The 17,480-nt window shown below is 73.0% G+C and carries 18 protein-coding genes, 1 pseudogene and 1 riboswitch; of the genes and pseudogenes, 12 read left to right on the forward strand and 7 right to left on the reverse strand.

Features of this window, described 5'->3' with window-relative positions:
- Together ABZ449_RS21655 and ABZ449_RS21660 are read right to left on the reverse strand one after the other, a co-directional pair.
- Positions 1–219: pseudogene (locus tag ABZ449_RS21655) on the reverse strand (N-acetylglucosamine-6-phosphate deacetylase); the annotation flags it as partial.
- Positions 216–1,163 carry an ROK family protein gene (locus ABZ449_RS21660; RefSeq protein WP_360348125.1) on the reverse strand — a complete coding sequence of 316 codons (948 nt, stop codon included), beginning with the start codon at positions 1,161–1,163 and terminating at the stop codon, positions 216–218. The pseudogene ABZ449_RS21655 and the gene ABZ449_RS21660, both read right to left, overlap by 4 nt.
- A gap of 368 nt (positions 1,164–1,531) precedes the next feature.
- Here ABZ449_RS21660 and ABZ449_RS21665 point away from each other — a divergent pair, with 368 nt between their 5' ends.
- Positions 1,532–2,812, forward strand: a complete 1,281-nt coding sequence (locus ABZ449_RS21665) for an extracellular solute-binding protein (protein ID WP_360348128.1) — start codon at positions 1,532–1,534, stop codon at positions 2,810–2,812.
- 63 nt (positions 2,813–2,875) lie between these two features.
- On the opposite strand, the gene ABZ449_RS21670 is transcribed toward ABZ449_RS21665, so the two are convergent.
- Entirely contained in the window at positions 2,876–3,226 is a 351-nt protein-coding gene (locus ABZ449_RS21670) for a cupin domain-containing protein (RefSeq protein WP_360348131.1), read from the reverse strand.
- A 102-nt stretch (positions 3,227–3,328) separates the two neighbouring features.
- Between ABZ449_RS21670 and ABZ449_RS21675 the strand changes: the two genes are divergently transcribed.
- On the forward strand, positions 3,329–3,565 hold the full coding sequence (locus ABZ449_RS21675) for a DUF3263 domain-containing protein (protein WP_360348134.1): 237 nt from the start codon (positions 3,329–3,331) through the stop codon (positions 3,563–3,565).
- A 51-nt stretch (positions 3,566–3,616) separates the two neighbouring features.
- Positions 3,617–4,456, forward strand: coding sequence for a trehalose-phosphatase (gene otsB, locus ABZ449_RS21680; RefSeq protein ID WP_360348137.1), 840 nt, complete (start codon positions 3,617–3,619; stop codon positions 4,454–4,456).
- Here otsB and ABZ449_RS21685 read toward each other — a convergent pair.
- Positions 4,443–5,909 carry a trehalose-6-phosphate synthase gene (locus tag ABZ449_RS21685; protein ID WP_360348140.1) on the reverse strand — a complete coding sequence of 489 codons (1,467 nt, stop codon included), beginning with the start codon at positions 5,907–5,909 and terminating at the stop codon, positions 4,443–4,445. The two genes, otsB and ABZ449_RS21685, sit on opposite strands and share 14 nt — an antisense overlap.
- A 62-nt stretch (positions 5,910–5,971) precedes the next feature.
- Positions 5,972–7,009, reverse strand: a complete 1,038-nt coding sequence (locus ABZ449_RS21690) for a glucosyl-3-phosphoglycerate synthase (RefSeq protein ID WP_360348143.1) — start codon at positions 7,007–7,009, stop codon at positions 5,972–5,974.
- 111 nt (positions 7,010–7,120) lie between these two features.
- Positions 7,121–7,256: riboswitch (SAM riboswitch) on the forward strand.
- Positions 7,257–7,272: 16 nt separating this feature from the next.
- On the opposite strand from ABZ449_RS21690, the gene thrC reads away from it, so the two are divergent.
- The 6 genes from thrC to ABZ449_RS21720 all read left to right on the forward strand — a co-directional run bounded on the left by thrC (position 7,273) and on the right by ABZ449_RS21720 (position 12,240).
- On the forward strand, positions 7,273–8,553 hold the full coding sequence (thrC, locus tag ABZ449_RS21695; RefSeq protein ID WP_360348146.1) for a threonine synthase: 1,281 nt from the start codon (positions 7,273–7,275) through the stop codon (positions 8,551–8,553).
- 27 nt (positions 8,554–8,580) lie between these two features.
- A complete protein-coding gene (locus ABZ449_RS21700) occupies positions 8,581–8,859 on the forward strand; it encodes a MoaD/ThiS family protein (protein ID WP_360348149.1) in 279 nt (92 codons plus the stop codon).
- A 522-nt stretch (positions 8,860–9,381) separates the two neighbouring features.
- Positions 9,382–9,585: a cold-shock protein gene (locus ABZ449_RS21705; protein WP_030289665.1), complete on the forward strand. Its 204-nt coding sequence runs from the start codon at positions 9,382–9,384 to the stop codon at positions 9,583–9,585.
- Positions 9,586–9,933: 348 nt separating this feature from the next.
- Entirely contained in the window at positions 9,934–11,556 is a 1,623-nt protein-coding gene (gene groL, locus ABZ449_RS21710) for a chaperonin GroEL (protein ID WP_360348152.1), read from the forward strand.
- A 113-nt stretch (positions 11,557–11,669) separates the two neighbouring features.
- Positions 11,670–12,026, forward strand: a complete 357-nt coding sequence (locus ABZ449_RS21715) for a hypothetical protein (protein WP_360348155.1) — start codon at positions 11,670–11,672, stop codon at positions 12,024–12,026.
- Between the two features lie 40 nt (positions 12,027–12,066).
- The gene (locus ABZ449_RS21720; protein WP_360348158.1) at positions 12,067–12,240 is read left to right on the forward strand and encodes a hypothetical protein; all 174 of its coding nucleotides are present in this window, start codon (positions 12,067–12,069) and stop codon (positions 12,238–12,240) included.
- Between the two features lie 46 nt (positions 12,241–12,286).
- On the opposite strand, the gene ABZ449_RS21725 is transcribed toward ABZ449_RS21720, so the two are convergent.
- Positions 12,287–13,000, reverse strand: a complete 714-nt coding sequence (locus ABZ449_RS21725) for a hypothetical protein (protein WP_360348161.1) — start codon at positions 12,998–13,000, stop codon at positions 12,287–12,289.
- A gap of 66 nt (positions 13,001–13,066) precedes the next feature.
- Here ABZ449_RS21725 and ABZ449_RS21730 point away from each other — a divergent pair, with 66 nt between their 5' ends.
- The 3 genes from ABZ449_RS21730 (at position 13,067) to ABZ449_RS21740 (ending at position 15,234) form a co-directional block, all read left to right on the forward strand.
- A complete protein-coding gene (locus ABZ449_RS21730; protein ID WP_360348164.1) occupies positions 13,067–13,447 on the forward strand; it encodes a PadR family transcriptional regulator in 381 nt (126 codons plus the stop codon).
- Positions 13,444–14,400 carry a hypothetical protein gene (locus ABZ449_RS21735; protein ID WP_360348167.1) on the forward strand — a complete coding sequence of 319 codons (957 nt, stop codon included), beginning with the start codon at positions 13,444–13,446 and terminating at the stop codon, positions 14,398–14,400. The genes ABZ449_RS21730 and ABZ449_RS21735 overlap by 4 nt, the downstream gene beginning before the upstream one ends.
- A 147-nt stretch (positions 14,401–14,547) precedes the next feature.
- Positions 14,548–15,234: a copper homeostasis protein CutC gene (locus ABZ449_RS21740; protein WP_360348170.1), complete on the forward strand. Its 687-nt coding sequence runs from the start codon at positions 14,548–14,550 to the stop codon at positions 15,232–15,234.
- Between the two features lie 99 nt (positions 15,235–15,333).
- On the opposite strand, the gene ABZ449_RS21745 is transcribed toward ABZ449_RS21740, so the two are convergent.
- The gene (locus tag ABZ449_RS21745; protein WP_360348173.1) at positions 15,334–17,385 is read right to left on the reverse strand and encodes an AAA family ATPase; all 2,052 of its coding nucleotides are present in this window, start codon (positions 17,383–17,385) and stop codon (positions 15,334–15,336) included.
- Positions 17,386–17,480: the final 95 nt, after the last annotated feature.

The following is a 17,480-nucleotide window of genomic DNA, read 5'->3' on the forward strand; positions in this document are numbered from 1 at the left end:
GGAGGTGTAGGAGGCGCCGCCGCCGCCGTGGACGTGCAGGTCGACGAAGCCGGGGACGACGGTGTACCCGGTCAGGTCGAGGTCGCCGGGCTCGGCGTCGCCACCGAGGGCGGCGATGCGCTCGCCCTCGACGGCGAGGCGGTCGCCCTCGACGACGCCGCCGGGCAGGACCAGTCGGGCGCCGGCCAGGGCAGTACGGTCACGGTCCGCGGTGGTCACGCGGTCACCTCCATCGAGAGCAGATCCCAGGCGAGCAGGCCCGCGCCCAGGGAAGCGGCGGTGTCTTTGAGCATGGCGGGTACGACCTTCGGGGGCATCTGGAAGGTCAGTCGCCCGGTGACCGCCGTGCGCAGCGGAGTGAAGAGCGTGTCGCCGGCCTCGGCCAGGCCGCCGCCGACGATCACCGTGGACGGGTCGAGCAGGCTCTGGGCCAGCACGATGCCGTCCGCCAGGGCGTCGACGGCCCGCTGCCAGACCGCGAGGGCGCGGTCGTCCCCGGCGTCCACCGCGGCGGCGCAGGATGCCGCGTCGGCGTCGGGGTCGCCGCTGGCCTCGGCCCAGGCGCGGGAGACGGCGGAGGCGGAGGCCAGCGTCTCCAGGCAGCCGCGGGCGCCGCAGCCGCACCGGGGGCCGCCCGGGCGGACCACGACGTGGCCGATCTCGCCGCCGTAGCCGTGCGCGCCGGCCTCGATCCGGCCGCCGATGCCGATGGCGCCGGCGATGCCGGTGCCGAGGGCGACGAACAGGAAGCGGTCGACGCCGCGGCCGGCTCCGAGCCGGCCCTCGGCCAGGCCGCCGGAGCGCACGTCGTGGCCCAGGGCCACCGGCATCGGCCCGCCGTCCGGTCCGGCCAGGCGATCGCCGAGGAGCCCCCGCAGCGGGAGTTCGCGCCAGCCGAGGTTGGCGGAGAAGACCGCGATGCCGTTCTTCTCGTCGATCGTGCCCGGGACGGCGACGCCGGCCGCGAGCGGGGCGACGCCGAAGCGGCGGCGGCCCTCGTCCGCCAGGTCGGTGGCGAAGTCGAGGATGGCGGCGACGACGGCGTCCGTGCCGTGCTCCCGCCCGGTCGGTCGGCGTGCCTCGAACAGCACGGAGCCGTCCTGGGCGAGCAGCGCGGCCTTCATGCCGGTGCCGCCTACATCGAGTGCGATGACGTGCTTCACGGGGGACAGTTTCCCTTGGGTGGGTCGAAGAGGTCTAGTCCAGTTGTCGGATTGGTCTGGTCCATACTGGGTGAGCTTTGTCGCAGCTGCGGGGGTGTGCGGGGCTTTGCGCCGGGGCGCCGGGCCGGGGGCCGGGCGGGGATCGAGCGGGGATCGGGCGGGCGGAGCGGGGCGGGGGCGGGGGTTTTGTTGCGCATTGTGCAATGACTCTGCGCACTTCGATAACCACTGGGACGGGACCGGGCGGTGGTGTGGACCGGTGGTCGGCGGGTTTGGCAGTGTTGCGCCTCCTCCGCCGGATTTCCCCCGATCCGGCCGATGTTCGTCCACGTTCACCCATGTTCATCCCCCCGAAGGCGGTACCCGCGTTGAACAGGCGCGTCCACGTTCCCACCCGTGTGCTCGGCGGTGCGCTGGCCGGAGCACTGGTCCTCACCGCGGTCAGTGCCTGCGGCGGGCAGGACGGCGGGCCGGTCACCCTCAGGCTGGTCGCGGCCGACTACGGGGAGAGCCCCGAGACCAACTCCCAGCACTACTGGAACGCCGTCGCCAGGGACTTCGAGGCGGCTAACCCGGGGATCAAGGTCAGCGTCGAGGTGGACAGCTGGACCGAGATCGGCAAGAAGGTCGAGGACATGATCGCGGCCGGCAAGTCGCCGGACCTGCTCCAGACCGGCGGCTTCGCGGACCAGGTCGCGGCGGACCGGCTGTACCCGGCGTCCGACGTGCTCTCGGTGGACACCCAGGCGAGGTTCCTGGACACCTTCGCGCACGCCGGGCAGGTGCTCGGCACGCAGTACGGGATTCCGTTCGTCTCCTCGTCGCGGGTGCTCTTCTACAACAAGGCGGTGTTCCGGCAGGCCGGGATCACCCAGCCGCCCGCCACCTGGAACGAACTGCGGCAGGACGCGGAGAAGATCAAGGCCAAGGTGTCGGGGGTGACCCCGTACGGGCTGCCGCTGGGGCCGGAGGAGGCGCCGGCCGAGTCGATGCTGTGGACCCTGAGCGGGGGCGGCAGCATCTCCGACGACGTCGGCAACTACACCATCGACAGCGCCCAGAACCAGGCGACCTTCGGCTGGCTGAAGAACAACCTGGTGAGCACCGGGCTGACGTACCCGGACCCGGGCAAGATGAACCGCACCCCGGTGTTCCAGGACTTCGCGGCCGGGAAGGTCGCGATGCTGAACGGGCATCCGACGCTGCTGCGGATGGCGACCGCCGGGAAGATCGACTTCGGGACGGCGCCGATCCCGAAGAAGGACGGGCTGGGGCGGACCGGGAGCCTCGGGGTCGCGGACTGGATGATGGCGTTCAAGGCGAACGGGCACAAGAACGAGATCAAGAAGTTCCTGTCGTTCGTCTACACCAAGGACAACCAGCTGAAGTTCGACGAGCAGTACAACCTCCTGCCGGTCACCCAGGACGCGTTCGGCCAGATGTCGTCGGACCCGAAGCACGAGGACCTCAAGCAGTTCGCGGTCGGGCTGACCAACGCGAGCTTCTACCCGTTCGGGGACCCGGCCTGGGGTGAGGTCAGCAACGGGATCAAGGCGGGGATCGGGCAGGCGGTGACGGGGGATCCGAAGCAGGTGCTCGGCGGGTTGCAGGACGCGGCGGCGAAGGAAGCGGCGAAGGTTCGCAAGTAGGACCGGGACCGGGGCTGGGGGCGGTGGGGGACTGCCCTCGGCCCCGGTGCGGGGCGCGGGTCCTCAGGGGAGCGTGATGGCGTAGGCCTTGCGGAGGGTCTCGTGGACCGTCCAGGTGGTGCGGTCGCCCTCGCGCAGGACCGCGCAGTCGCCGGGGCCGACCTCCAGGGTCGGGCCGCCCTCGATCTCGATGGTGGCCCGGCCGCTGAGCACCACGAACATCTCGTCGGCCTCGACGTCGGTGACCACGCCGGGGGTGATCTGCCAGAGTCCGCGCAGGTGGCGGCCGTCGGCGGACTCGGAGAGCACCTTGCCGGTGACCTCGGGGGTGCCGGAGACGATCTGGGACGGGTCGAGCGGATCGGGGTCGAGGTCGGCGGTGGGGATGTGCACGGCGAAGCTGGGCGTGGTCATGGGGGCGACGGTAGTCGGGGGCGGGGTGCGGTGGGGCGAGCAGTGTGTGTCGGGGTCGCGCGGGAGAATGACACTCCGTAGTGGTGGGCGGAGGTGTTTTCGGTGGGTGAGCCGGGCGGGCTGAGCGAGCGGGAGCGGGCGGTGCTGGCGCTGGAGGGGCGGCAGTGGCGTACGGCGGGGGCCAAGGAGCGGGCGATCCGGGAGGAGTTGGGGCTCTCCTCCACGCGGTACTACCAAGTGCTGAACGGGTTGTTGGACCGGGAGGCGGCGCTGGCGCATGCGCCGGTGCTGGTGAACCGGCTGCGGCGGGTTCGGGAGGCCCGGCGGGGGGCTCGGTGACCGACCGCTCGGTGGGTGCGTCGGGGGGTGGTCCGGGGTAGGGGCCCGGGTATGGGCTTTGAAGAGATGTTCGTGCCGGTGACCGAGGCCGGGCGGGACGGGGTGCGGGCCGTCCTGGCGGCGCCCGGGGATGCCGTGATCGGGTTGGACTTCGACGGGACGCTGGCGCCGATCGTGGCGGATCCGGGCCAGGCGCGGGCGCATCCGGGGGTGGTGGGGGCGTTGCGGCGGCTGGGGCCGGTGGTGGGTGCCGTGGTGGTGGTGACGGGGCGGCCGGCCGCCTTGGCGGTGGAGTACGGGGGGTTCGCGGGGGTGCCGGGGGTGGTGGTGCTGGGGCACTACGGGGCCGAGCGGTGGGAGGACGGGGAGCTGTCGGCGCCGGAGGCGCATCCGGGGGTGGCGCGGGTGCGGGATGCGTTGCCGGGGGTGCTGGAGCGGGTGGGGGCGCCCGCGGGGACGTGGGTGGAGGACAAGGGGCGGTCGGTGGCCGTGCACACCCGGCGGACGGCGGCGCCGGAGGAGGCGTTGGAGCTGCTGCGGGCGCCGGTGGGGGAGTTGGCGGCCGAGCACGGGCTGGTGGTGGAGCCCGGGCGGCTGGTGGTGGAGCTGCGGCCGCCGGGGGTGGACAAGGGGGCGGCGCTGACCGGGTTCCTGCGGGAGCGGGGGGCCCGCGCGGTGCTCTACGCGGGGGACGACCTGGGGGACGTGGCGGCCTTCGCCGCGGTGGAGAAGCTGCGGGGCGAGGGCGTGGCCGGGGTGCTGGTGTGCGCCGGTGCGGTGGGGGACGCGCCGGTGCGGGAGCTGGCCGACCGGGCGGACCTGGTGGTCGCCGGGCCGGAGGGCGTGGTGGAGCTGTTGGGGGCCTTGGGGGAGGCGCTCACAGCGCGTTGAGCTGGTCCAGGAACCACTGCTGCGGGGGGAGCGCGGTGGCCGCCGCCGTCAGGCGCTCGGTGCGGTCGGCGCGTTCCTCGGCGCTCATGGTGAGGCCGGCGTGGAGGGCGTCGGCGGTGGCGATCACGTCGTACGGGTTGACGGTGAGGGCGGCGTCCTTGAGCTCGGCGTGGGCGCCGGCCTCGCGGGACAGGACGAGGGCGCAGCCGTTGTCGGAGACCACCGGGACCTCCTTGGCGACCAGGTTCATGCCGTCGCGGATGGGGTTGACCAGGGCGACGTCGGCCAGGCGGTAGGCGGCGAGGGAGCGCGGGAAGTCGTCGTCGACGTGGAGCAGCAGGGGCTGCCAGCCGGGGGTGGCGAACTCGGCGTCGATCTCCTCGGCGAGGCGCCGGACGGCGGCCGTGTAGTCGCGGTACTCGGCCAGGTCGGTGCGGGAGGGGTAGGCGAAGGCGATGTGCACTACCCGGTCGTGCCACTCGGGGCGGGTGCGGAGCAGGTGCCGGTAGGCCTGGAGGCCCCGGACGATGTTCTTGCTCAGCTCGGTGCGGTCGACCCGGACGATGGTGCGGCGGTCGCCGACGGTCCGGCGCAGTGCGGCGAGGCGTTCGTCGACGTCGGGGCGGTGGGCGCGCTCGCGCAGGAAGTCGGCGTCGGCGCCGAGGGCGTGGACGCCGAGGGCGGTGGTGCGGCCGTCGAGGGTGACGGTGAGCGCGTCGTGGTCGACGGTCGCGCCCAGGAGGTCCGCGCAGCAGGCGGCGAAGGCGCGGGCCCAGCGCTCGGTGAGGAAGCCGGCCCGGTCGGCGCCGAGGATGCCGGTGAGGACGGCCCGGGCGACGTCGTCGGGCAGCAGCCGGTAGTACTCGGGAGGGGCCCAGGGGGTGTGCGAGAAGTGGCCGATCCGCAGGTCGGGGCGGGCCGCCCGGAGCAGCGCCGGGGCCAGGGAGAGGTGGTAGTCCTGGACGAGGACGGCGGCGTCCGGGGCGGCTTCGGCGGCCAGGGCCTCGGCGAAGGCCTCGTTGTAGGCCTGGTAGGCGGCCCACTCGGTGCGGAAGCCGGCGTCGAAGGCGGGTGCCGTGGGGGTCGCGTAGAGCAGATGGTGGACGAACCACAGGGTGGAGTTGGCGACGCCGTTGTAGGCGCGGGTGAAGGTCTGCGGGTCGATGTCCAGCATCCGTACGGCCTGGCCGCCGACCGCGTGGCCGGCCAGGTCGAGGCGGCCCCGGGGCGCCTCGGCGGCGGCTCTGCGGTCGGCGTCGCTGAGGGCGGCGCAGACCCAGACGGCGTTCGGGTCCGCGATGGCGGAGAGGCCGGAGACCAGGCCGCCGCCGCCCCGGCGCAGGGTCAGCGTGCCGTCGTCGGCGGTGCCGAAGGAGACCGGTCCCCGGTTGGAGGCCACCAGGACGGGAGCGGTGCCGGTCGCGCTCGAACGGTTGGTCGTGGTTTCGCCCATGGTTGGCATGTTGCCGGGGGTTCGGCGTGGCAAACCCGTGGAGTGCGGCGAAGACGGGCCCTTCAGTGACGGGTCGCGTATTCGGGGACGGTGTGCATCGGGGGGCGTTCCAGGGCGGTCACCGGGTGGGTGTGGGCGGTGAAGGCGCGGGTCTCCGGGTCGCGGGTGAACTGGGTGAGGTGGGGGTGGACGAGGTCGGCGGAGGCCTTGAGGCGGTGGGTGCGGTCGAGGCGTTCCAGAGCGGTCCGGTAGATGGTGGCGGCCATCCGGCCGAGGGCCTGGCCGTCCTGGTGGCGGTGGTGCCGGACGCCGACGTCCACCTGGGCCAGGGCGTCCAGGCCGGCCAGTTCCAGGGCGTCGACCAGCAGGCCGAGTTCGACGCCGTAGCCGGTGGGGAAGGGCAGCCGTTCGAGCAGTGAGCGGCGGGCCGCGTACTCGCCGCCGAGGGGCTGGACGAAACCGGCGAGTTCCGGCCAGTGGAGGTTGAGCAGCGGGCGGGCGACGAGTTCGGTGACCCGGCCGCCGCCGGCGGGCAGGACGGCGCCCTCCGATTCCAGCGGGCGGTCGTACATGGCCTTGACCAGCTGGATGGAGTCGTCGGTCAGCAGCGGGCCGATGATGCCGGAGACGAGGGCCGGGTCGAATTCGCGCAGGTCGGCGTCGACGAAGCAGACGATGTCGCCGTGGGTGACCAGCAGGGAGCGCCAGAGCACCTCGCCCTTGCCGGGGACGGCGGGCAGCCGGGGCAGTACGGCGTCGCGGTGCTCGACCCGGGCACCGGCCTCGGCGGCGACGGCGGCGGTGGCGTCGGTGGAGCCGGAGTCGACGACGACGAGTTCGTCGACGAGCGGGAGGCGTTCCATCAGTTCGCGGCGGATGGTGCGGACGATGTCGCCGACGGTGGCCTCCTCGTCCAGGGCCGGGAGGACCACGCTGACGGTGCGGCCGGTGCGTTCCTTGGCGGCGAGGAGGGTGTGGACCGGCCGGTCGGCCGCGCTCCAGGAGCGGCGGCGCAGCCAGGACGCCGTCTGCGGGAGGAGCTCGGGATTCGGTTCGGCGGGCACGGAGGTCTCCTCGGCGGGGACGGTGGGACGGGCCATCTCGCTTGGCGGACGGTCCCGTTCAGGATTGACGCCTTCGGATACAGTCTTCGTACAGCGGTCGGACCTTTGCACGCCGGGGTCTCCGTTGAGCACCACCACAATTTCACAAGCTCATCCAGAGGGACTGAGGGAACGGCCCGTTGACGTCCCGGCAACCTTCTCGCGCGGCTGTCGTCGACAGGCCCCGGCGGGACAGGTGCCAATTCCGGCCCGTGGTGCGACCGCGCCACGGGGAAGATGAGGAGAGAGGCCTCGCCATCATGGCTATCGACACCGCCGCACTTGTTTCCGTCGACCTCGGCCCGGCCGCCGCGCTGTCCTGTCGCGAGTGCGGCACCCGCTTCCCGCTCGGCCCCAGCTTCGCCTGCCTGGAGTGCTTCGGCCCGCTGGAGATCGCCTACGAGTTCGGCAGCGAGGGCGCCGAGGAGCTGCGCAAGCGGATCGAGGCCGGTCCGGCGTCCATCTGGCGGTACGCGCCGCTGCTGCCGGTTCCGGCCGACGTGGCCTCCAAGCCCAACCTGAACCCGGGGTGGACCCCGCTGGTGAAGGCGGACAACCTGGGCCGGGAGCTCGGGTTCACCGCCCAGCTGCACATCAAGGACGACTCCGGGAACCCGACGCACTCGTTCAAGGACCGGGTGGTCGCGTGCGCGATCGAGGCGGCCCGGGCGTTCGGGTACACCACGCTGTCCTGCTCCTCGACCGGCAACCTGGCCGGCGCGGTGGGTGCGGCGGCGGCCCGGGCCGGGTTCCGGTCCTGCGTGTTCATCCCGCACGACCTGGAGCAGGGCAAGGTCGTCATGGCCGGGGTGTACGGCGGCGAGCTGGTCGGCATCGAGGGCAACTACGACGACGTGAACCGCTTCTGCTCGGAGCTGATCGGCGACCCGGCCGGCGAGGGCTGGGGCTTCGTCAACGTGAACCTGCGGCCGTACTACGGCGAGGGTTCCAAGACGCTGGCCTACGAGATCTGCGAGCAGCTCGGCTGGCGGCTGCCGGAGCAGATCGTGATCCCGATCGCCTCGGGCTCCCAGCTGACGAAGATCGACAAGGGCCTCCAGGAGCTGATCAGGCTCGGTCTGGTCGAGGACCGGCCGTACAAGGTCTTCGGCGCCCAGGCCGAGGGCTGCTCGCCGGTGTCGGCCGCGTTCAAGGCCGGCCGGGACGTGATCAAGCCGGTCAAGCCGGACACCATCGCCAAGTCCCTGGCGATCGGCAACCCGGCCGACGGCCCGTACGTGCTGGACATCGCCCGCCGCACCGGCGGCGCGGTGGAGGACGTCACGGACGCCGAGGTCGTGGCGGCGATCAAGCTGCTGGCGCGGACCGAGGGCGTCTTCGCCGAGACCGCGGGCGGGGTGACCGTCGGCGTGCTGAAGAAGTTGGTCGAGACCGGGCAGCTGGATCCGGCCAAGGAGACCGTCGCGATCAACACCGGCGACGGCCTGAAGACCCTGGACGCCGTCTCCGACGCCGGGATGAGCGCCGTCATCCGCCCGACGCTGGACTCGTTCCGCGCCGCCGGCCTCGCGTCCGCCTGAACCACCCCCGCCCCCGCAAGGAGAGTCATGAGCGCCAACGTCCGCATCCCCACCATCCTGCGCACCTACACCGGCGGCGCCGCCGAGGTGACCGCCGAGGGTGCCACCCTGGCCGAGGTCGTCGCCGACCTGGAGAAGAACCACGCGGGCATCTCGGCCCGCATCCTGGACGACACCGGCAAGCTGCGCCGCTTCGTGAACGTCTACGTGAACGACGACGACGTGCGCTTCGCCGAGGGCCTGGCGACCGAGATCGAGGACGGCGCCGGCATCTCGATCATCCCGGCGGTGGCCGGCGGCTGCTGAGCAGTTTGCGAGAACCGCGGTCGCCCGCGCGTACGGAATTCCGATCTCCGTACGCGCGGGCGACCGCTGCATTTCGGCGGGAATATTTCCCGCCCGAGCGGAGTAGAGTGTGGCTCGGCTGGGAACATGGTTTCCCTTTCGGCTCCCGCAGTGCTCGGCCCGGGAGCGCCCGGCCCCGTGAAACCTGTCAGGCAGTTGTCAGAATTCCCGCAGACATTTGGGTAATTCGTCCGCTATGTCCGGCGTGGAATGCCGAGATTATTCCGATTCAGCCCGTCCTGTCCCTCGACGGCCGAACGGAATTACCGGCGGCTGGCCCTGTTGCAGAGGGCGTCGATCCGGATACATTCAGCGGCGGTCGACGCAATCACCCGCTCGCCGGAAGCCACCAGGCGTCCTGCACGGAGGGCTGCGGCGTGCACGGCTGCGCCCAGGGGGGGTTCCCCGGGCCGGCCTTCAACCAACCCGGGCCCGCGACCTGCGGGCACGTGAAGGGCCAGCACAGCACTAGGGGAGTTCGGAATGGCTCAGGGCACCGTCAAGTGGTTCAACGCGGAGAAGGGCTACGGCTTCATCGCGGTCGACGGTGGTGCGGACGTCTTCGTCCACTACAGCGCGATCCAGATGGACGGCTACCGCACCCTCGAGGAGGGCCAGCGGGTCGAGTTCGAGATCTCCCAGGGACAGAAGGGCCCGCAGGCGGACATGGTCCGCGCGGCGGTCTGACCCCTTCCGACCCCAGGAGCTCGGCGCGGCCCTTCGGCTGGTGACCTCTCGCTTCTCGACGGGCCCGTGCGACACACGTCGCGCGGGCCCGTCGGCGTTCCCCGGCGCACCCGGTCGGCGTCTGCCCGGCGGACCCCGACGACGGCTTGCGGATTGCCGATTGGGCTTGCACTCGACCATCGGGAGTGCTAATCATTGGCGTTAGCACTCACAGCGTGAGAGTGACAGCGGACCGGGTCGGTGAGGCCCCCGGGAGCGGTAGGGGAATGGACCCCCGCACACCAGGGCCGTCCGTCGCGGGCACCCCTTGGTCCGAGCAGTCGACCGTGTCCCGGAGGACCACTTCAGATGGCCAAGATCATCGCCTTTGATGAGGAAGCTCGCCGCGGCCTTGAGCGTGGCATGAACCAGCTCGCCGACGCAGTGAAGGTCACGCTCGGCCCCAAGGGTCGCAACGTCGTGCTGGAGAAGAAGTGGGGCGCCCCCACGATCACCAACGACGGTGTCTCCATCGCCAAGGAGATCGAGCTCGAGGACCCGTACGAGAAGATCGGTGCGGAGCTCGTCAAGGAGGTCGCCAAGAAGACGGACGACGTCGCGGGTGACGGCACCACCACCGCCACCGTGCTCGCCCAGGCCCTGGTTCGCGAGGGTCTGCGCAACGTCGCCGCCGGCGCCAACCCGATGGCCCTGAAGCGCGGCATCGAGAAGGCCGTCGTCGCCGTCTCGGACCAGCTGCTGGCCCAGGCCACCGACGTGGAGACCAAGGAGCAGATCGCCTCCACCGCCTCCATCTCGGCCGCCGACACCCAGATCGGCGAGCTGATCGCCGAGGCCATGGACAAGGTCGGCAAGGAAGGCGTCATCACCGTCGAGGAGAGCAACACCTTCGGCCTGGAGCTCGAGCTCACCGAGGGCATGCGCTTCGACAAGGGCTACATCTCCGCCTACTTCGCCACCGACCTGGAGCGCATGGAGGCGACCTTCGAGGACCCGTACATCCTCATCGCCAACTCCAAGATCGGCTCGATCAAGGACCTGCTCCCGCTGCTGGAGAAGGTCATGCAGAGCGGCAAGCCGCTCGTCATCATCGCCGAGGACGTCGAGGGCGAGGCCCTGTCGACCCTGATCGTCAACAAGATCAAGGGCGTCTTCAAGTCCGTCGCCGTCAAGGCCCCGGGCTTCGGTGACCGCCGCAAGGCCATGCTCGGCGACATCGCCATCCTCACCGGTGGCACCGTCATCTCCGAGGAGGTCGGCCTCAAGCTGGAGAACGCCGGCGTCGACCTGCTGGGCACCGCCCGCAAGGTGGTCATCACCAAGGACGAGACCACCATCGTCGACGGTGGCGGCGACAGCGAGCAGGTCGCGGGCCGCGTGAACCAGATCCGCGCCGAGATCGAGAACAGCGACTCGGACTACGACCGCGAGAAGCTCCAGGAGCGCCTCGCCAAGCTGGCCGGCGGCGTGGCCGTCATCAAGGCCGGCGCGGCCACCGAGGTGGAGCTCAAGGAGCGCAAGCACCGCATCGAGGACGCCGTCCGCAACGCCAAGGCCGCCGTCGAGGAGGGCATCGTCGCCGGTGGTGGCGTCGCCCTGCTGCAGGCCGGTGTCGCCTTCGACAAGCTGGAGCTGGACGGCGACGAGGCCACCGGTGCCAACATCGTCAAGGTCGCGCTGGAGGCCCCGATCAAGCAGATCGCGACCAACGCCGGCCTGGAGGGTGGCGTCGTGGTGGAGAAGGTGCGCAACCTCCCCGCCGGTCACGGCCTGAACGCCGCCACCAACGAGTACGTCGACCTGATCGCCGAGGGCATCATCGACCCGGCCAAGGTCACCCGCTCCGCGCTGCAGAACGCCGCCTCCATCGCGGCGCTGTTCCTCACCACCGAGGCCGTCATCGCCGACAAGCCGGAGAAGGCCGCTGCGGCCGCCGGCGGCGGCATGCCGGGCGGTGACATGGACTTCTGATCCTGATCGCTTCGATCGGATCGGTTGATTCCCCGTCCGTGTGGGCGGCTCCCTTCGGGGGGCCGCCCACGCGGCGTTTCGGCGTTCGGGGGACTTGAGGAGAGGATGGACGGATGGCTGCCGACGACATCGAGACCGCCCTGCACAACGCGCGGGCACTGATCCTGGCCGACCTCACCGCGCGGGACGTGGCGGACGCCGCCGTCGTCTCGCTGGTGGAACAGGCCGTGACGCACCGCCGCTGGTGGCTGGAGCAGTGGCCGGACGGCACCGAGTACGTGCTCGGGCTGGTCGCCCAGGACGTCCAGGACGCGCTGCTGGAGGCGTACGGGCGCTGGCCGCTGTGCGCCGACTGCGCGGCCGACGACGACCCGCACGCCCTGAGCGTGGAACCCGAGCTGGGGCCGGACCCGCACTGGGTGTGCGGCGCGCGGGGCGTGGTGGTGGCACCGGTGGGGAAGCTCGCGTAACCGGGGGCGGGCTCGCGCGGGCCGCGGGTACGGTGCCGGCATGAGGCGCTGGGTGTGGGGTGTGGCGGGAGGCTGCTGCGGCCTCGGGCTGTGGTGGGGCCTGGTGGAGCTGTCGGGGGCCGGCCAGGACGCGTGGTGGGCCGTGGTCGGGCGCGTTCCGGCCGTGCTGGCGGGGATGGCCGCCGCGGACCGGGGGATCGCGCGGCGGGGCTGACGGGCGGCGGGGCCGGCGGGCGTCGGAGGGTGCCGGGGCTCGGCCGTCAGAGGGTGCCGAGTTCGGCCGTCAGGTTGGCGTGGGCGGCCGCCGTGAAGCGCTCACGGGCGACGGGGGTGCGGTAGAGCGCGGGCAGTGCGAGCAGGTGGCGCAGGACGGTGGCCCGGCCGGCCGCGAAGTCCGGCGCGGGCACGAAGCCGTACTCCTCGCGGACGGCGGCCGCGTACGCGCCGTACGCCTCGGGGGTGCCGCCGAGGACGGCGAGGTCCGCGTCGCAGAGCACCTCGCCGTTGCGGTCGCCGGGGGCCGGGTCGTGGCCGACGGTCAGCAGCACCAGGCGCTCGACCTCGGCGACCCGCTCGGCGGGCAGCCCCGCGGCGGTCAGCGCGCGGACGGCCAGGGCGGCGCTGCGTTCCTCGTTCTCGCTGCGGTCGGGGCGGTAGACGGCGTCGTGGAACCAGGCCGCGAGGCGGACGGCCTCCGGGTCGGCGGCGTGCCCGGCCAGCTCGTCGACGCGTTCCAGGACGGCGCGCAGGTGCGTGGTGGTGTGGTAGCGGCGCTGGGGCTCCGACCAGCGGCGCAGCAGCTCCCGGCCGTACGGTGCGGGGTCGACGGCGGCGCCGCAGCGGTGCAGCAGCGCGGTCCAGGCGGCGAGCAGGTCCGCGAGCGGATCCTCGGTGGCCGGCGCGTGTCCGGTGGCCGGGTCGTGTCCGGCGCTCGAGGCGGGTCCGGCGGCCGGGTCGTGTGCGGTGGGCGGCATGGCGACCATTGTGGCGCCCCGGCCGGGTGCTGGACCCATAGGTAGGTTGACGATATATGTAGTCGTATGACAGAACGCTCCATGCAGGAGCCCACGCTGCTGCTGCTCACCGCACTGGCCGACGCCCCGCGCCACGGCTACGCGCTCATCCAGGAGATCGCCGCGATCTCCGACGGCCGGGTCAAGATGCGAACCGGCACCCTCTACGGGGCGCTCGACCGGCTGCTGGGCCAGGGCCTGATCGAGGTCGCCGCCGAGGAGGTGGTGGACGGCCGCGCCCGGCGCAGCTACGCGCTGACCGAGGCCGGCCGGGACGCGCTGGCCGCCGAGGCGGAGCGGCTGCGGGCGGTGGCCACCGAGGCCGAGCGCCGGCTGAGCCGGCTCCGCTCGATGCTGCCCCGCAAGGCCGGGTCGCAGGGGCGGCCCGCGGCGGGAGGCCTCTCATGAGCACGCCGGCGATCGGCGCGGCGCCGTCGGCGGTGCTGCGGGCCGCGCTCCAGCTCTACCCGGAGCGCTACCGCCGCGAGCGCGGCGAGGAACTGGCCGAGGTGTTCGCCGACACGGCCGCGGAGGGCGGCCGGCTGGCGGTCGCCCGGGAGCTCCTCGGCCTGGCGGGGTACGGGCTGCGGGTGCGGCTCGGGCTGACCGGGGCCTCGGCGGCCGGGCGGCTGCTGGCGCTGCTGGCGCCGATGCTCGCCGGCGCGGTGGCCGGTGCCACGCTGGTGGCCTGGACGGTCACCTCGGACCGGATCGCCGTCTGGCTCTCCTGGGACGACCCGTACAAGGTCTACGTCGCGGCGTTCTGCCGGCCGGTGGCCGCCGCGCTGCTCCTGGTGGCGGTGCTCCTCGGGCGGTGGACGGCGGTGCGGTGCACCGCGCTGGTCCTGGGGGCCGTGGGGCTCTACGACCTGGCGGACGCCGTGTGGGTCTCCTCCTTCGACGTGTGGTGGATCGGCTACATCGGGATGGCCTCGCTGCCGTTCGTGGTGGCCGCGCTGCTGCTGGTCGCTGCGCCGACCGACCTGTTGCCCCGGCCGACCTGGCGCACGGGTGCCCTGGCGCTCGCCTCGGTGGCCGTGGGCGGGCTGCTGGCGGGGGTCCAGAGCTGGGACGACACCACCTTCCCGCTGGGCCTGCCGTGGTTCGTCCTGCTGCTGATCGGCCCGCTGCTGCTGGCCTTCGCCGGGCTGCGCGGGCGGGTGACGACGGCGGCCGTGGGGGTGGCGACGCTGGTGCTGACCGGGCCCGGCTGCCTGTTCAACATCTGGCGCGAGTCCCGCGGGGTCTCGCACCTGCTTCCGGCGGCGATGCCGACGGTGGCGGTGCTGGTGCTGGTGGCGGTGGCGGTGCACCGGTTCGGTCGGCGGGAGGCGGTCACCGGGGTCCACGAGCCCGCGTGACCGGGAGGGCTTCCGTGAGCAGAAGTCCTCTGTGACCGGGAGCTCGAAGGGGCTGTTGTCGAGGGGGCCGTTCCGGCGTGACCGGATCGGCCCCCTGGTCGTCCCCGGGAGTCGCCGGGGCCCGGTGGATGTGGCAGGCTGTCGAATATGTCTAGACCAATTTTCGAAGTCATCGCGCTGACGCCCCAGGACGCCCAGGCCGCCGAGTCGGGCGGCGCCGACCGGCTCGAACTGGTCACCGACATGGCCGCCGACGGGCTCACCCCCTCCGTCGAGGACTTCGGCCGGATCCGGGCCGCCGTCGGCATCCCGCTGCGCGTCATGCTGCGGATCCGGGACGGCTTCGCCCCCGGCGACATGGACGAGCTCTGCGCCCGGGCCGCCGCCCTGCGGGCCGAGGGGGCCGAGGAGTTCGTCCTCGGCTTCCTCGACGCCGACGGCGCCGTCGACCTGGCCGCCACCACGACCGTCGCCGAGGCGATCACCGGCTGCCGCTGGACCTTCCACCGCGCGATCGACCACAGCGCCGACCGGGCCGCCCTGCGGGCCGCCGTCGGCGGGCTGCCAGGCCTGGACACCTTCCTCACCTCCGGCGCGGCCGCCGGGGTGGACGCAGGGCGCGAGGTGCTGTCGGCCGAGCTGGCCCGGGCCGGCGAGCCCGGATACCGGCAGCGGATCCTGATCGGCGGCGGCCTGCGGGCCGAGCACCTGAAGGAGCTGCGGGCGGAGGGCTTCGACGCCTTCCACGTCGGCGGCGCGGTGCGGGTCGACGGCTGGCGGACGCCGGTGGACGCGGCCAAGGTCGCCGAGTGGCGGGCGCTGATCGACGCCTGAGCGTCGGGTGACGGGTGACGGGTGCCCGCGTCGGGTGACGGGTGCCCGCGCCGCGTGCCCGTGCGCAAGGGCCGGCCCCCCGGCCGGCCCTTGCGCGCCCTACCGCAACTGCTCCGGCAGCGGCTCGCCGTGCAGCACCGTCAGCCCGGAGACGGCGCGGGTCAGCGCCACGTACAGCCGTCGCAGGCCGGTCCGCTCGTCCGGCTCCCCGGCGATCACCGCGGCCGGCTCGTCCAGCACCACGTAGTCGTACTCCAGGCCCTTGGCCAGCGAGGCCGGGACGAGGGTGAGCCGGGCCTGGGCGCTGGTCTCGGTGCCGGGGGAGAGGTGCGGCAGGCCCGCGGCGGTCAGCGCCTCGGCGAGCTGCGGGATGCGGGCGTCGGCGGCGATCAGGCCGGTCGAGCCCTCGTGCTCCAGCGCCTCCCGGCAGGCCGCCAGGACGGCCTCCGTGGTCTCCCCGTCGGCGATGTGACGAATCGTCAGCGATCCGGGGGCCTCGCGGACCGAGGAGGCCGGGGCCAGGCCGGGGGCGATCGCCGGGAGCAGCCGGGAGGCGTACGCGATGACCTCCTCCGGTACCCGGAAGCCCTTGGTCAGCTCCTCGATGTGCGCCTCCGGCTTGCCCAGGTGGCGCAGCGCCTCCGGCCAACTCGCCGTCGCCCACGGGGTGGTGCCCTGGGCGAGGTCGCCGAGGACGGTCGCCGAGCCGGTGGTGCAGCGGCGGCCGACCGCGCGGTACTGCATCGGGGAGAGGTCCTGGGCCTCGTCCAGCACCACGTGCCCGAGCGAGGGGGTGCGCTGCACCAGGTCGTTCGCCTCGTCCACCAGGACGGCGTCGGCCGCCGTCCAGCGGGCGGTCTTCACCGAGCGGCCGGGCTTGGGCCAGAGCACCGCCCGCTGTTCCTCGGGGGTCAGCACGCCCTCGGCGCACTCGGCGAGGAACTCCGGCTCGGAGAGCAGCCGCAGGACCAGCTTCGCCGGATCGACGGCCGGCCAGCACTCCTTGACCACCGCCTTGACGGCGCTGTTGCGGGCCACCGCGTCCTGCACCCGGTCGTCCGGGGCCTCGCCGCCCTGCTCCATCTTCAGCAGCACGGTGTGCGCGATGCGCTGCGGCAGGGCGTCCCGGGCGGCGCCGTAGCGGACCTCGCGGCCCTTCAACTCCTCGATGATCTGGACCAGTTCGTACACCGGCACGCGCCAGCGGCGGGAACCGCGGACCACCACGCAGGGCTCGGCGGGCAGCGTGATGCCCGAGCGCACCGCCCGGCGCAGCACCTCGGCCATCCGGGCGTCGCCCTTCAACCGGGCGGCCTCCGGGTCGTCCTCGCCCCTCACCTCGACGTGCCCGACCAACTGCTGCACGGTGGCCTGGGCGACGTCCAGCTCGCCGAGGGCGGGGAGCACCTGCTCGATGTAGGAGAGGAAGGCGTTGTTCGGCCCGATCACCAGGGTGCCGGTGCGGGCGAGGCGCTCGCGGTGCGCGTACAGCAGGTAGGCGACGCGGTGCAGGCCGACGGCGGTCTTCCCGGTGCCGGGTGCCCCCTGGACGCAGATGGTGCCCGTGATGTCGGAGCGGACGATCTCGTCCTGCTCGGGCTGGATGGTGGCGACGATGTCGCGCATCGGGCCGACACGGGGCTTCTCGATCTCGGCGGCCAGCAGGGCGGAAGTGGTGTCGCCCTCGGCCGGATCGCTGAGGTGCTCGTCCTCGTAGGCGGTGAGCTCGCCGCCGGTGTAGCCGAAGCGGCGGCGGCGCTCGACGTCCATCGGCTCGGTGCGGCTGGCCCGGTAGAACGGCTGGGAGACCGGCGCGCGCCAGTCGATCACCATCGGGTCGCCGTCGGCGTCGTGGACGTGCCGGCGGCCGATGTAGAAGCTCTCCCCGCCGCTGCCCTCGCTCAGTTCCTCGCTGATCGCGTGGAGGTAGTCGAGGCGGCCGAAGAACAGCGGGGTGTGCGAGAGGTCGGCCAGGGCGGCGATCCTGGCCTCGATCTGGTTCTGAAGCACGAGGGCGGTGACCCAGGTGCCGGTCACGTCGCGGATGTCGAGCGACTCGACGTCCTCGCGCATGGCGCGCAGCGCGGCCCGGGACGAGGCCAGGTGGTCGCGTTCGCGCTGGAGGGGGTCGGTGGTGGGGGTGGCGGGCACGGCGAACCTTCCCGGCTGTCCCGGTGGCGGGCGCAGCGGATCGTAGGAGCTCACGGTGGGTGCGCCGACCGGTTGCCGTGCGGTCGGCACCTCCC

The organism is Kitasatospora sp. NPDC005856, assembly GCF_040629945.1.
In the GTDB taxonomy this organism is placed as follows: domain Bacteria; phylum Actinomycetota; class Actinomycetes; order Streptomycetales; family Streptomycetaceae; genus Kitasatospora.

What these genes read in the sequence shown, in the direction of transcription:
- ABZ449_RS21670 (WP_360348131.1), bottom strand. Translation starts at nt 3,226, where the DNA reads ATGACCACGCCCAGCTTCGCCGTGCACATCCCCACCGCCGACCTCGAC.
- otsB (WP_360348137.1), top strand. Translation starts at nt 3,617, where the DNA reads ATGGGCTTTGAAGAGATGTTCGTGCCGGTGACCGAGGCCGGGCGGGAC.
- ABZ449_RS21685 (WP_360348140.1), bottom strand. Translation starts at nt 5,909, where the DNA reads ATGGGCGAAACCACGACCAACCGTTCGAGCGCGACCGGCACCGCTCCC.
- ABZ449_RS21690 (WP_360348143.1), bottom strand. Translation starts at nt 7,009, where the DNA reads ATGGCCCGTCCCACCGTCCCCGCCGAGGAGACCTCCGTGCCCGCCGAA.
- thrC (WP_360348146.1), top strand. Translation starts at nt 7,273, where the DNA reads ATGGCTATCGACACCGCCGCACTTGTTTCCGTCGACCTCGGCCCGGCC.
- ABZ449_RS21700 (WP_360348149.1), top strand. Translation starts at nt 8,581, where the DNA reads ATGAGCGCCAACGTCCGCATCCCCACCATCCTGCGCACCTACACCGGC.
- ABZ449_RS21705 (WP_030289665.1), top strand. Translation starts at nt 9,382, where the DNA reads ATGGCTCAGGGCACCGTCAAGTGGTTCAACGCGGAGAAGGGCTACGGC.
- groL (WP_360348152.1), top strand. Translation starts at nt 9,934, where the DNA reads ATGGCCAAGATCATCGCCTTTGATGAGGAAGCTCGCCGCGGCCTTGAG.
- ABZ449_RS21715 (WP_360348155.1), top strand. Translation starts at nt 11,670, where the DNA reads ATGGCTGCCGACGACATCGAGACCGCCCTGCACAACGCGCGGGCACTG.
- ABZ449_RS21720 (WP_360348158.1), top strand. Translation starts at nt 12,067, where the DNA reads ATGAGGCGCTGGGTGTGGGGTGTGGCGGGAGGCTGCTGCGGCCTCGGG.
- ABZ449_RS21725 (WP_360348161.1), bottom strand. Translation starts at nt 13,000, where the DNA reads ATGCCGCCCACCGCACACGACCCGGCCGCCGGACCCGCCTCGAGCGCC.
- ABZ449_RS21730 (WP_360348164.1), top strand. Translation starts at nt 13,067, where the DNA reads ATGACAGAACGCTCCATGCAGGAGCCCACGCTGCTGCTGCTCACCGCA.
- ABZ449_RS21735 (WP_360348167.1), top strand. Translation starts at nt 13,444, where the DNA reads ATGAGCACGCCGGCGATCGGCGCGGCGCCGTCGGCGGTGCTGCGGGCC.
- ABZ449_RS21740 (WP_360348170.1), top strand. Translation starts at nt 14,548, where the DNA reads ATGTCTAGACCAATTTTCGAAGTCATCGCGCTGACGCCCCAGGACGCC.